Source organism: Enterococcus sp. DIV1304_2, from assembly GCF_050555445.1.
GTDB lineage: Bacteria > Bacillota > Bacilli > Lactobacillales > Enterococcaceae > Enterococcus_B > Enterococcus_B pernyi.
In genome coordinates, this window is record NZ_CP187851.1 from 2,317,685 (window position 1) to 2,331,695 (window position 14,011).

Sequence of the window (14,011 nt, forward strand, 5' to 3'; positions counted from 1 at the left end):
CATCAATTTTTGATCATCTTATTGATATGCCAGTCCTTCTGTTAGAGGTCATGCTCCACACGTTTAGTGAGAGGATTGACTCAATACTAGAGGGACTGGTTTTCCTTTTGTATTAAGTCAAATGCCCACTAAATAGCCGCTTTCAGCAAATCTCTAGCGTTGTGCTTGGATAGACAATAGTTTTTCTTCTAATTCATCTCGCTCTTCTTTGCCTAAGGTATACTCGATCACTGCAAATAATGACTCAAACTCCTCTTTTTTGATTGGTTCCCCTAATGCGGTGGCGATCAATCGACGATAATAATCGGACATCAAACTCTCGTAAATGACAGCTGTCTTTGATTTCAAACCTAAACAACGATACATATCTTCATTGATGCTTCGTGCTTTTTTATATCTTTTTTTGTCGATATAATAGACAGTTAAATTCTTTAAAAAAAGAAACAAACACTGATCATAACCTGACTTCATTGCTTTACGCATTCTTTTTTTAATTTTCAAATAATTGTTTTCGATAAAGGAATCGCTGAAAATAAAGGGGAACTCTGCTAATAAGTCTAGTTCATATCGACCAAATTCTTTCAGTTTCATAAAGTAATCTTCGATCATTCGTATCTCATATCCCAAAAATTCCAATTGGATATCTGGCTTCACACTTGATTTCCAATACATATGTATATTCAGTACGAGATAGTAAAGATCAGCCGTTCGCTTAAATTGCTTGCGATTGTCGGCGATTTCTTTGTAGGGATCAAAATCATCCTCCTGAACTTTATTCAAAAGATTACGTGTTTTTCTCGTTTTCCGTGGTTCTTCCACTTGATTTCGTAGCGATTCGTATTCAGTAAGTGTGATATTCAACCGATCAAGAAATGCCATCAGTGTTAAAAAAGAAATTTTTTTGATCGTACGATTCTCGATCCCCACAAGCGAAGTTTTTGAACAGATCCCTTCTGCCAATTGTGACTGTGTCAACTTGCGACTTACCCGTAATTTTTTGATCAATTCTCCATCGTGCATAATATGCCTCCTTTAGTGTGTGCATTTTCCAATAAGATCCTCTTCGTCAGAACAACAACCGAAAAAGAGAAATAACTATCGAAATATTTATTGCATTCACTAATTAAGTACGCATAAATAAAAAAAATATTTGAAGAACAATAAAAAAACTTCTAAAAAGTGAAATTACAACTTTTTAGAAGTTTTGTAAGGTTGTGAAAGAAGCGCTTTGACCTGAACAGTAAGATGAAAAGGCAGAAAATAGTTCCTCATATTTTTTGATTTTTCAGCTTAGTGTTGAAGGTCAGCTACTTGAACACCGTTGATCAAGGTTGTGAAAGAAGCGTTCAGCACTGAATAATAAGGCAGAAAAAGCAAAAATGGCTTTTTCATTTTAGGTTTTTTTGACTTATTACTGAAGTGTTGCTGATTGAACACCGTTGATCCAGGTTGTGAAAGAAGCCTTCAGATAGCTTGCTCCTTCACCGACATCTAGCCATGTCTATGGTTTGTCCGCCGATCCATCCTCTGCAGGGTATAGATTGGTTGTTGTTTGATCATGATTTTTAGAATAGACACTTGTTGAAGCTGCACCTTTTTCTTTTTCAATTTGTTGGTTCCGTTGCACTTGATTCTTATAGTCATACTTTGCAGGATCGATTGTCGTAAATCCATTTGGCACATAGAATCGCAAGAGATTTTCTTGATTGAGTTTATCAGAAAGACTCAAAGCTGTTTTCACCTGATTTTGTTCTTGTGCGACTTTTTGTTCCGCTGCTTGGTTTTCTTCGAGTAATACCCCTGTTTTCGTATCATAGATTTTTCCACCTAGTACGGTGTAATCCGGCGCGACAAAATTCCCATTTCTAAATGCCACGACTTGATCATGTTGAGGTGAAAGTAAATCTGTACCAAAATGGATATAATTTTTGTCCTCGATTCCTAATAAATGGAGTAAAGTTGGTAAAACATCGATTTCACCACCATACTCATGTTTGACGGTTCCTTTTGTATAACCTGGAATATGGAACATCAGCGGTACTCTTTGCATCTGCGCATTATCAAAATCGCCCCATGTTTCTGGATCTTTTCCTAGTGCTGAAGCAAGGTCTTTATTGTCCGTATTTGAGATACCAAAATGATCCCCGTAAATCACGAACATCGAATGGTCATAAATCCCAGAAGCTTTCAAATAAGTAAAGAACTGTTTGAGAGACTGATCTAAATAATGGGCCGTCCGCACATAATTATCAACGGTACTATTTCCTGTATTTAACGAAGGAAAATCAAAGTTTTTATCATCTGTATAATAAGGGGTGTGATTCGTGACAGAGAGAAACTTCGCATAAAATGGTTGTTGCAAATGTTCAAGATAGTTTGCGGATTCTCGAAATAGATTTTTATCTAAAATACCATAGCCAAGCATCTCATCTGAATCATCGAAATATGAGCGATCAAAGAAATTATCATATCCTAGATTTTTGTATACATGATCACGATTCCAGAAACTACCGACATTCCCATGAAAAACCGCACTGGTATAGCCTTGTGTCTGATCCAAGATGGCTGGAGCAGCTTGGAACACATTATCTGAACCTAATTCTGTAAACAACGAACCTTGAGGCAACCCAAACGTCCCGGTTTCCAACATGTTCTCCGCATCACTGGTTTTCCCTTGTCCAACTTCATGGAAAAAGTTATCAAAACTGATTGTTCCCTGATCGGTAAAGAGACTATTTAAAAAAGGAGTGACTTCTTGTCCATCTACTTTCATATTGATCAAAAATTGTTGAAAACTTTCCAAATGCAATACGATCACATTTCTTCCTTTTGCAAGTCCAAACATCTCTGAATCAGGAGCAGCGTAGTGAGATTTGGTGTAATCGAGAACTTCATCTAAGCCATTGCTGCTTGCATGCGCTCTGACACTGCTAGTGATCCCTGTTTTTATCCCATCATAGATCGTGTACGCATCCAGACCAAGATACTTCACAATATAGGAACGGTCAAACGTCCGTTGCAATAATTGAGGGCGATTTGCTTCACTCATTGCAAGATTTCCAGAGAAAATCAAAGCAGATAAACAAGTCACCGCAACCGCCACTGGCTTACGTACAGGTGGTGCTTTCAGTGGTACTTTTTTTATAAATACGCGAATCAGCAGAAAAGCAAAGATGGCGATATCGACCCAATAAAGGATATCATGGGGCTTCATCAAGGAAAAAGAGCTACCAGACAATCCTTGGGAAACCTTGGAGAAACCTAGTGCTGATTTAACGGTAATGAAATCTGTGAACTCACGATAGAAAATAATATTCAAATATAGCAATAACGTGTTTAAAAAATCGATGATAAATAAAACGATCAAACTTGTTCTGACTTTCTTAAAATACAAAGAAATCCCGAAAAACAATAGCGTTGTCGCTATTGGATTGATCCATAAAATAAACGTTTGGATGCTTCCTTCTACGCCTAAAGAAAAATCAGTATAGTAGGCAAAAATCGTTTTCATCCAAAAGAAAAAGCCAGCAATCAAAACGATGAGTACTTGATGTTGGCCAATTTTTTTTAGTTGTGTCAAAGTCACCACTTCTCTCTAAATTATTGTTCCTGTCTATTTTGCTCCTAAACATTTAGTTTTTGCTAAAAAAATCTGTTTTTTTACTCTTTTTTATAAATTAATAACTGGTGTTCTATCGTTGCTTTTCTGCTTTCCGGAAAGTAACTGCTTCGAAAATAAGGCGGAATCTAGGCGAATTATCTTAATTTGCCTAGATTCCACCTTATTGATCAGAGCTGAACATTTCTTGCCCCAACTCTTCCACTAGCAGATCTCAATATTTTTATGTTAGAAAATTTGAACTTTTTTCACTTGTTTATGCGCTTGTTGCTGTTACGGTCCAGTTACTACACTAGAATTAGTCGTATTGGACGTCTCTTCGGATGAAGAGGTGGTGGTTTCAGTTATTTCTTGGATTTCTTCTGTCGTCTTCCGCCATTCAGTCAAGCGTTGATTGACCATGTCTGGGTCTACTTTTTCAGAATAACTAGAAGATACCTTTCCATTTTTTAACCGTGCGACTTTCTGTTTATCTTCGGTCAAAAGCAGCACACTCAAGTGCTTGTCTCCGTGTTGGACTTGCCTGATTGAAATGGCACTTAATACATCATTGACATTGATGAATTGATTTTTTTCCTTGTCTTTTGGCAGATAAATCTCTAATTCTCCCTTTTCATAGTTCGCTACAACTTCGTAGTCCGCCCACCAATAGGTTGAAAATTCTTTTTTGAATTCATCTACTGAAGCTTTATTTGCAATGGTTGTTTCTGGTTCTTTGTGCGCAAGATCAGCGGTCATTTTACCAGAAAATACTGCGGATAACATAAGTATTATAAAAAAGCCAATTAACCAAAAGAGAAGAAAAGGCCTTTTTTTTCGCATACCTTCTTCCACTCCCATTCAAATTTACCTAATCTATTATATACAAAAAATGAAACTTTAAGCGAAGAAATTAAAGAAAAAGATAAAAAATAACGCATATCGATGATGTATGAAAGTGAAAATCCCGAGATCATCGTGAATCTCGGGATCATTTTTTAAATTAAAAAATTTCAAAAAAGAACAAATTTCTAATCAAACAGAAAAACTATTTGTATCAGCTACTTCTTTGAACCAGTAGCCAGATTTTTTGATCGTCCGTTTGCCATCAGCTAGATCGACTGAAATAAAGCCATAGCGATTTTTATACGCATTCGTCCATGACCAGTTATCCATACACGTCCACATGTGATAGCCTAAGCAGTTCGCACCTTCTTCGATTGCTTGATGCACATATTTTAAGTGTTCTTGGACAAATTCGATGCGATAATCATCATGGATCATTCCGTCAGCTTCAATAAAGCGGGCTTCATTTTCAACACCCATACCGTTTTCTGAGATAAAACAGTCGATGTTGCCGTAGTTGTCTCGAACATTGATCAAGATATCGTAAATACCTTTTTCATAAATCTCCCACCCGCGATAAGGATTCATTTTACGTCCCGGCATTTCATAGTTATCAAAGTAATCTTCGGGCATTGGGCCATTTGTTGTATCGATTGCTGTTTCTTTAGCTTTGACACGGCGTGGCTGATAATAATTGATTCCTAAAAGATCCACCGTATTATTTTTGATAATTGCTAGATCTTCTTCCTGCATGTCCGGAAGAATCTCTAGCTCAGTTACGATCTCGATCAATTCTTGTGGAAATTCTCCTTTAACAGCGGGATCTAAAAATGAGCGATTGAAAAAGGCATCGGCGACTTGCGCAGCTTTCACATCGGCAGGATCGTTCTCATTTCTTGGATAACTAGGTGTTAAATTTAAGATGATCCCGATTTTACCGTCTTGTTTTGTTTCATGATAGGCTTTGATAGCTAACGCAGAAGATAATGCCTCGTGATAGCCAACTTGAACTGCTTTTTTCATATCCGACTCTTCAGGATAATGCCAACGATATAAATAACCAGCTTCGACAGGAACGATTGGTTCATTATGCGTGAACCATTTTTTTACCTTCGTTCCAAATAATTCAAAACAAGTTTTGGCATACGTTTCATAAGCTTCGACAGTTTCACGGGCGAACCAACCACCTTTTTCTTGAAGGTACATCGGCATATCGAAATGATACAAGTTAACAAATGGCTCAATACCATGTGCAATCAGTTCATCAAAATAACTATTATAAAATGCGACTGCTTGGGGATTGACTGCACCTGTTTCATCTGGAATCAAGCGACTCCATTGAATAGATGTCCGAAATGAATTATGTCCGGTTTGTTTCATCAACTGAACGTCTTCTTTATATTTTGTATAGACTTGCGACGCTTTTTCCGGACCGACTTGATCAAAGAATTTTTCTGGCTCTTTGGAAAACCAATAATCGAAAATATTGTCTCCTTTATGATCGCCAGGTACCCGTCCTTCTGTTTGTGGCCCACTTGCTGCAGAACCCCACCAAAATTTTTCTGGAAATTGATATGTTGTCATTTTTGCACCTCGTTGATTCTTTTCATTTATGTTTTTTTATGTCGCACATCACAATACAGCAAACGTTTTCTCCGCTTACAACCATTATTATAAACCGTTTTCTCCAAAAAGACTAGACCAATTAGGATAAATAATAAAATCGAATCCATAAGACTAAAAATGTTTACTTTACTTCCCAGCAAACTTCTCCTGGAACCACTCTAAAACATCAATCGCTTCAAAAACTTACTTTTTGTAGCCATTTATTTCATGTTGCTGGATTCAATGGTATAATCACTTTATCCAATCTACTGGGGGCATTATTTTGAAAAAAACATTGATTTACTTTACGTTGATTTTTGCCTTATTCGCTTTTTCTGGCTGTAATCAATCAAATCACTCAACGGAAGAAACAACGAATACGACCACTTTTCAGGCGGATAAATCTGATATAACAAATAGCACCTATACACTGAAGGTCCGAAAAAACATGGACCTTGCCAATGCAGAGATCAAATTTAAAGATGACACGATGGAATGGACACGAACATATGCTGAGTCTGAAACTGATACAGCAAGCACGTCTCCAGAGAAAATCGTGTTAACCGATGTCAAGATCACAACTGAAAATGAGGAGTATACGATCGTTGGTAAAAAAGACGGTTCGACTCAGACTTTTCATTTTAGAAAAATCGGTAATTTTCGTATAGAAGATGATGAAGGTAATATCTATACGTTATAGTTTGAGTGCATAACATAAAAGCAGCAGTCGAGACAGAAATGTTTCATCTCGAAAAATAAGGCGCCATCTACGAAAATTGTTCTCCTAATTTTTGTGGATGGTGCCTTATTTTTCGAAACGGTTACTGCTATTTCGACGTTTATTCAATTTTAGAATATGCTGTCCCACTCATGTTTCTTTTCATTAGATCGTGCATCTTTTAGCCGTTTTTCACTATGAAAGCTCACAATGATGCGTCAATTTTCTGATACATGCTCATCGCTAAAAATTCTAAGTTTTCTTAATTAATTTTGTTTCTATCCTGTGTTTCTGCTATAGTAAAGAAGCACTTGATATACTAAGGAGAAAGAATATGCAGACAGCAAATACTCAAGATTACTGTACCTGTACGACGAATCAAAATGTACACACAGAGATCAACGACCAAGGAAGAGCCAATTTTTGTGACCATTGCCATAAAATGATCGAGGGTTCGAATCAACCTTTTGAGTTTTTTACAAGCCGAGAAGAGTCGAACAAAGAAACAAATAGTTAAAAATACAAAAAAAGAGCGCGGAACAGAAATGTTTAGTCTCTAAAAATAAGGCGGCAACTACAAAAATCATTCTTCCACTTTTTGTAGTTGTTGCCTTATTTTTTTAAGAGAGAACTTCTATCTCCATCGTTTATTCACTTACAGGTTGAAAATAAAAGCGGATTTTACTTTTGTCTCGCCTTACATAGTACCTGACGAATCTAATTGCTGCCCTTTAGCATGTTGATTGTCAGTATAATAACTTCCAGACTGCTGTTCTTCTAATTCAGCTAATTTTGCTTGGATCTGCTCTATCACGACTTGTGCATCTTCAGGTCTTTCAACAAAATCAAAGGCATCACCATCTATTTGGATTTTTGGACAAACATCAAAGTCTTCGTACCATTGATCATACCGTTCATTTAATGAGCGGTAATACTGATAGAGCGTTTCATCACTATCCAATTGTTCATAGTCTCGTCCACGTTTTTTGATTCGTGCCAACATCGTATCAAGAGAGACTTTGATATGCACGAGTAGATCGGGTCTTTTTTTAGGTGCAACATCATCTAATTCATGAAGCATCGTATCTAAGAGGTTATCGTATTGTTGGACTTCAATATCTGACACACGACCTAAATCAGCATTTAGATGAAACAATAAACTGTCTTCATAAATCGAACGGTCCAATACGTTATCATCATGGTTCAGTGCATTTTTCATAGCTAAAAATCGTTTATTCAAAAAGAAGATTTGTAATAAAAACGCATATTGCTCTGGATTAGAGTAAAACAAAGGTAGTACCTCGTTGTCCTCTACATTTTCATAAAATGGTGTTGAATCAATCTTTTTGGCAAGCATATCGGTCAAACTACTCTTTCCTGCGCCAATTGTTCCTGAAATCAATATCACTGACATCTAATCCCTTCTCATTCTATAAATATTCGCCTTTATAAGCACTTTTTGGTAACATCTTGAAATCATATGCTTGGATCGCTTCGATCGTTTTTACATATGAATGTAAACTTTGGGTGATCATCAAATTAGTAGGTACCGTTTCTTCTTGAAAAATGATGATCGGTTTGTCCATCATCGTGGCGACGCCTAATTCATAGGCAGTGCCAGGATCGATCGTCTGATGTTCAAAGTCTAGGATTGCTACGACCAAGTCTGCCGAGGCAAGTTCTTTCATGTCTCTCTCGTAGACTTCTTGCGCCCATCCGCTACTAAACATCTCATAATTACTGTGTTGATGGTGTCTTGGCGAGTAGAAACTATCCACCGTTGGATTGGCAGTCAATGCCGTTTCAACCTGAGCAATCCGCTCGATTTGTTCATCTGAAAAGAAAGGTCCTGCTAAATAAATATAACTCATTATTTAATCTCCTGCATCATTGATTTCGTTTGTTTTTCTGTTGCACATAATTGATCGATCAGCTCAAAAGGATCATTTGAAAAATAAAGATGGTTGAGCCATTTCTCAGCCATAAATCCTTCTCTTGCAAAATTCCTAATCAATTCTTTCAATCCTGAATAATACCCATGAACATCAAGGATACCCATTGGTTTTTCTGGTACCAAGCCGATCGCCATCCAGGAGAGTAGCTGCGAAAATTCTTCAAGTGTACCTAGTCCTCCAGGAAAAACCAGCACTGCTTCCCCTTTTTCGAATAATAGTTCCTTACGTTTATCGATCGTTTCTGTTGGTATAAACGTCGTCACATCTGTTTTTGGTAATTTTTCAGAAAACAGCCCGACTGGATAGATTCCTGTTACTTGTCCGCCATTTTGTAAGATCGTGCGACTAAAAACACCCATGACACCCGAATCTGAGCCACCATAAACCAATTCAATTTGTTTTTCTGCCATATATTTTCCAATCGTTTCAGCTAACAGAATATACTTCTGATCTTGCCCAAAACGTGAACCACAAAAAATAGTCAACTTCAAAAAAAACACATCCTTACTAATCGATCTACCTTTATTCTACTCTTGTTTTTTTAAAATAAAAGACTAGATTTAGTTGTATTTTAGTGTTATGAAAAATAAAAAACACTATATATAGTGTTTTGTCTTAGACTAGCATTTCAATAGATTATGTTTTAATACTATTTTTTAAATAACTAAAAACTACAAAAACGCAAGGTCTTAATTTGTGGTATTCTCTTTCTTTCGACTTTCTTGCGAATAACATTTGACTTCTGTTGAAGAAAGAAATCTATTTTATTTCTTTTGTTATTTTTATTTGTATCGATCAACAAATTCTCAATGGCTGATCCGTTAGAAGATAGAAAACAGTCAAAGCATGGCTGAGGTCAGTACGCATGACTTGCCTTGATCATTGATAAGAGTTCGGAAAAAGCGATAAACGATGTTGTGGATCATTACTTATTCTTTCGATCTTACTTCTGATCAATCGTCCTTGGGTATACGTGTTGGACAAAAAAAGAAGAGGGCGATTGTCCCTCCTCTTTTTGGCACAGTAAATAAAAGCCCATACATTTTATTCATTTAATCGACAAAAAAGCTAGCAATCTCTTTTAAGATTCGATACAATGAACTCGGTCGATGGTTTCCATTGACTATGGCAAACTTGATTGGTCAATGCGTTGACTACTCAAGCCCTCAATTTTTAGCTGCCACTAAAAATTGGGGGGCCTTTTTTATTTGACTGTTTCTATCTGCCATTTATGATACTGATTCCCAGATAGAGAGTCAAGCGAATCTGAAAAGCTACGAAAAACTGTACCATTTTTCGCCCATTTTTTTGTATAACTTATTTTATCGATTTAAATCAATCGTTGGATGCGTCAATAATTGGTCCACTTGCTTTCTGGTCGTCAGTGGCACATCCCCTTGGATCGTGTGGGCTAAGCGTGAATTACCTAATGCAAATTGAACGGTTCGATCCAATGACCAATCCTCACTATAGCCTAATAAAATCCCCGCAGCAAAGGCATCACCTGCTCCGATACGATCTAAACTATCCAGTGGATACGCTTCTGTTTCGATCCATTCTGTCGAAGTCATCAGATAACCACTTAGTTGTTTCTTTTCACTGGTTGATTGCCGTGTCGTACCAGCAAACCAGTCAATTTGGTAATCACTTAAAAATTCTTGGAACGAACGAATCTTGGCAGAAGGACTGGAAAGGTCGATCGGCCTCTCTAATAATTCAGACAAATCACGAACAGAACCAAAGATGACCGTGCAATAGGGCAGTATTTCTTGATAACGTTCCTTCATCACTCTTTTTTTATCTGGCTCTTGGTTTAGACTCGGACGAAAATTAAAATCAAAACAAACTTTTTTTCCTTTCCTATGCGCTGTTTTTGCTACAGCAAGTGCCACTTCCGCTGAATGCTCATTCAAACTCAAACTGATGCCACAGATGTGGACTAAATCAACTGTTTCGATAAAGTCCTCGATGGCATAATCAGCCACTGTAGCTAAGCCAAAAGAACTGTTTTTACGATTTTGATAGGTAATTTCTGTTGGTCTGATCCCATAGCCCATCTCAGCAAAATAAGTACCGATATGTTGTTCTTTTTGAATGACATAGGAGGTATTGATGCCTAAACTCTTCAAATTAGCTAACGCTGCATCTCCTAAACGATTGGCTGGTAATGCCGTCAACAAGTAACTTTCCACTCCAAAATGTGCTAGATTACCAACTAGATTCACACCTGTTCCAGTATAAGCCATACGCAAAGTGTGCGTTTGTTCCAACATCAGATATTCAGGAGGTGTCAGCCTCAACATCACTTCACCAAATGCACCGATTTTCATGGTCACTCACCTGTTTTCACTAATTTTTTCATCATCTCCAACAACTGACGGACTTCCTGTGGTCGAGTGTCACCTGTCTCTGGATCAATGATCGAACTATAGACGTGGGGGATGATTTTTTTGACTCCTGCATCTAATGCGATCTGAACGATTTCTTCAACATTCGTCAAATCGATTCCACCTGTTGGCTCTAAATAAAAATCAAACGCTGCACAAGCTGCTGCAACAGCTTCATATTCTTTCTTATGCGCCAATCCCTTCATTGGAAAATATTTGATCGAGCTTCCGCCCATATCTTGTAACAAACGAATGGCTGTTTCGATCGGTACCATCGCAGCAGGGCCTTGGCTACTTAAAGGACCAGTGGCAAGATTGACGTATCCTTCTTTTCCAGTTGGAGAAACTAAACCATTGACGATCGTGTCTGACTGTCCTAAGACCGCACGAGAAGCGCCAACACCTGTGAAAACTTGGTTGACATGTTGCGGTTGTAATACTTTCGCCAAGCGAGTCACCATCTGGCTTTGCCTTGGATCGCCGGCACCTAAGCCGATCGATAAGGCATTATTTGTTGCTTCTTGGTATTTTTTCATGTCTGTGATAGCTGCATCATCACTCGGATAATTTTTGGATAAAACACCTAGTAGGATATGCCCTTCGGCTGCTTCATAACATTCTTTTGCATTTTCGACAGAATTGGCTAGCACATTCAAACAGATTCTATCTTCAAGATAATTTGGGGTCAATGACATCATGATTACTCCTTTGGTTGTAAGATTTCATTTAAACGTTGGATGATCTGTTCCATCTCTTTTTGCGTCACTGAGCGAATATCAAACTCAATGATCCCATTGTTCGCTTGGTACTCTCTGGTATAAATGACTGGGGCTTTTGCTTTTAGCTGCTCGATGATCGTCCTGGCAGAGCCTGTAATGACTTGGATGCTGGCACGATAGATTTCTCGCCCAGCTGGATCTTGGACGACTTTAGCCTTGATACCTGGCAACTTTTCCAGTGCTTCGACAAATGGCTGAACTCTTTTTTTCATCGATTCACCTGATTCACTACCGTGTATCAAATAATCGTCGACTGCTTGGACAAAGCCTAAAACATTTTCTTTGCCGATCTTCATCGATCGACCAATGCCTTGTGATTGCAGACGAACCCAAGAAACGAACGGATCTTTACCAATCACCATCCCTGCACTTGGACCTTCAATCGCTTTGGCACCTGAATAGATCACTAGATCAGCGCCTAATGCGGTATATTTCAGTAAGTCTTCTTCGGCTGCTGCATCAACGATCAAAGGCAGTTCGTAGTGATTAGCCACTTTTACCGCTTCTGCCACATCCAACATACTTTTCTGTACGGTATGATGACTTTTGATGTACAAAATACCTGCTGTTTGCTCGGTGATCATCGCCTCGATATGGTCAGGCGTGCATTGGTTGGCATACCCTGCCTCAATGACACGCCCGCCACCTTGTTGGATCATTAGTTCCACTGGCACACCGTAATCGACATTGTGGCCTTTGGGTAAGATGATTTCTCTGCGTTTGATCGTTTCGTCATATGGGTGATGCACATGGTACATCGATCCTTGACCAATCACCGCAGCAACGGATTGAGCGATTCCAGCAGATGCGGAAGAAACGATTTGAACATCGTCTACTTCTAATTGTTTTGCCAAGTATGCACCGGTTTTCTTCATCAATTCAGCCATTTCAAAAAAATGTTCGCCCCCAAAACGCTGGGCTTCTAACACCGATTCGCTCAAAGTGGACACGCCTAAGATCGTCATTCGACCAGAAGCATTGATCACTTCATTCAAGCCAAATTTCTCATGATTCACAGTCATAACTGACACCTCCAATAATAACGCTTACAGGGATAATTTGCTGTGTGGTCGTTCGTGTATTGCCATTCGAATCCGTCAATTGTTTTTCTTGATCGAGAAAATTATAAATCGTAAAGTCTGCATCAAAGCCTTCTTTGATGTTGCCTTTTGTCGCTAGGTTGAACTGTCTCGCTGGTGCGCTGGTCACTTTTTCAAGGATTTCTTGCCAAGAATAACCGACAACGTAGAGTTTCTCCATAGTCGTTGCTAAATCATATACCGGACCATTTTTACGATTTCTGATATAGATATCTGTGCTGATCGAATCGGCTTTGATTCCCGCATGGAGCGCAGTTTCTGCCACATCAAAATTGAAACTATCAGTCCCATGTCCGATGTCGAACACCACACCATCAGCAATGGCTTTTTTGACGAAGGATTTGATTTCATTGGTCGCTGGATCAATGATGCCATTAGGCTTTCCATTGAAGCAATGGGTCATCACATCATTCTTTCCCATATGCGCTAAAATTTCATCTAAACGTGGAGGCGCAGAACCGATATGGACCATTAATGGTAATCCAGCATTTTGCTTTTGGATTTCTTTTGCTAACTTTAAAGGCGTAATCCCATTTTTACCCACGACTGTTTTACTCATCCGAGCTTTTAGCCCTACAATAAAATCAGGCAATTCTGTTAGTTTTTGATGAACCAGATCTGTTTGGATTTTTGATAAATCTGCCAACTCATCTTGTTCCACAATCCCCCATTTTGAAATATTCAATAAAGCAAAAACATTTGTCTTTGCTTGCTTTGCATGTTCATAAAATGTATGGATGTTCTCCGCACCTGTCGTTCCAGCATCAATGACCGTGGTTACCCCTTTATCCACACCGATTTCATCGGGATAGTCGTAATATAATGTCATTTCTTCAAAACAATGGACATGATCATCGATCCACCCTGCGGAGAGATACTGTTCATCTGAAAGTACCAGTTCTTTTTTCCCAGATTCTTCGATGTGCTTACTGATCAAAGCGATCTTGCCGTTCTTCACACCGATATCAACAGGGTCTTTACCTAACTCCTTGCCATTTCTTATAATTAAATCAAACATGACAA

13 protein-coding genes are annotated in these 14,011 nt (G+C 38.3%); 2 read left to right on the top strand and 11 right to left on the bottom strand.

Annotated features, from left to right (window positions below; genetic code table 11):
- Nucleotides 1-153: 153 nt before the first annotated feature.
- The 4 genes from IGJ14_RS10715 to IGJ14_RS10730 all read right to left on the bottom strand — a co-directional run bounded on the left by IGJ14_RS10715 (nt 154) and on the right by IGJ14_RS10730 (nt 6,028).
- On the bottom strand, nt 154-1,020 hold the full coding sequence (locus tag IGJ14_RS10715) for a helix-turn-helix domain-containing protein (protein WP_066025490.1): 867 nt from the start codon (nt 1,018-1,020) through the stop codon (nt 154-156).
- A 481-nt stretch (nt 1,021-1,501) separates the two neighbouring features.
- A complete protein-coding gene (locus IGJ14_RS10720; protein ID WP_195273259.1) occupies nt 1,502-3,580 on the bottom strand; it encodes an LTA synthase family protein in 2,079 nt (692 codons plus the stop codon).
- Nucleotides 3,581-3,892: 312 nt separating this feature from the next.
- Nucleotides 3,893-4,441 carry a hypothetical protein gene (locus IGJ14_RS10725; protein ID WP_229053917.1) on the bottom strand — a complete coding sequence of 183 codons (549 nt, stop codon included), beginning with the start codon at nt 4,439-4,441 and terminating at the stop codon, nt 3,893-3,895.
- A 192-nt stretch (nt 4,442-4,633) separates the two neighbouring features.
- Nucleotides 4,634-6,028 (bottom strand): glycoside hydrolase family 1 protein, encoded by a 1,395-nt coding sequence (locus IGJ14_RS10730; protein WP_195273261.1) that lies wholly within the window; start codon nt 6,026-6,028, stop codon nt 4,634-4,636.
- Nucleotides 6,029-6,332: 304 nt separating this feature from the next.
- On the opposite strand from IGJ14_RS10730, the gene IGJ14_RS10735 reads away from it, so the two are divergent.
- Complete coding sequence (locus IGJ14_RS10735) at nt 6,333-6,749, top strand: hypothetical protein (RefSeq protein ID WP_023520141.1); 417 nt, start codon at nt 6,333-6,335, stop codon at nt 6,747-6,749.
- Between the two features lie 352 nt (nt 6,750-7,101).
- On the top strand, nt 7,102-7,284 hold the full coding sequence (locus tag IGJ14_RS10740) for a hypothetical protein (RefSeq protein WP_010734708.1): 183 nt from the start codon (nt 7,102-7,104) through the stop codon (nt 7,282-7,284).
- 180 nt (nt 7,285-7,464) lie between these two features.
- Here the strand turns inward: IGJ14_RS10740 and IGJ14_RS10745 are convergent, their stop codons facing one another.
- The 7 genes from IGJ14_RS10745 to IGJ14_RS10775 form a co-directional block, all read right to left on the bottom strand.
- Nucleotides 7,465-8,181 carry a deoxynucleoside kinase gene (locus IGJ14_RS10745; RefSeq protein WP_195273262.1) on the bottom strand — a complete coding sequence of 239 codons (717 nt, stop codon included), beginning with the start codon at nt 8,179-8,181 and terminating at the stop codon, nt 7,465-7,467.
- A 16-nt stretch (nt 8,182-8,197) separates the two neighbouring features.
- Complete coding sequence (locus tag IGJ14_RS10750; RefSeq protein ID WP_065096837.1) at nt 8,198-8,638, bottom strand: nucleoside 2-deoxyribosyltransferase; 441 nt, start codon at nt 8,636-8,638, stop codon at nt 8,198-8,200.
- Nucleotides 8,638-9,213, bottom strand: coding sequence for a TIGR00730 family Rossman fold protein (locus IGJ14_RS10755; protein WP_195273263.1), 576 nt, complete (start codon nt 9,211-9,213; stop codon nt 8,638-8,640). The genes IGJ14_RS10750 and IGJ14_RS10755 overlap by 1 nt, the downstream gene beginning before the upstream one ends.
- A gap of 831 nt (nt 9,214-10,044) precedes the next feature.
- Nucleotides 10,045-11,052 carry a sugar kinase gene (locus IGJ14_RS10760; protein WP_195273264.1) on the bottom strand — a complete coding sequence of 336 codons (1,008 nt, stop codon included), beginning with the start codon at nt 11,050-11,052 and terminating at the stop codon, nt 10,045-10,047.
- Nucleotides 11,053-11,054: 2 nt separating this feature from the next.
- Nucleotides 11,055-11,804, bottom strand: a complete 750-nt coding sequence (gene dagF, locus IGJ14_RS10765) for a 2-dehydro-3-deoxy-phosphogluconate aldolase (protein ID WP_195273265.1) — start codon at nt 11,802-11,804, stop codon at nt 11,055-11,057.
- 5 nt (nt 11,805-11,809) lie between these two features.
- A complete protein-coding gene (locus tag IGJ14_RS10770; RefSeq protein WP_335884519.1) occupies nt 11,810-12,910 on the bottom strand; it encodes a DgaE family pyridoxal phosphate-dependent ammonia lyase in 1,101 nt (366 codons plus the stop codon).
- On the bottom strand, nt 12,894-14,006 hold the full coding sequence (locus IGJ14_RS10775) for an amidohydrolase/deacetylase family metallohydrolase (RefSeq protein WP_195273267.1): 1,113 nt from the start codon (nt 14,004-14,006) through the stop codon (nt 12,894-12,896). Before IGJ14_RS10775 ends, IGJ14_RS10770 begins: the two co-directional genes overlap by 17 nt.
- Between the last annotated feature and the right edge of the window lie 5 nt (nt 14,007-14,011).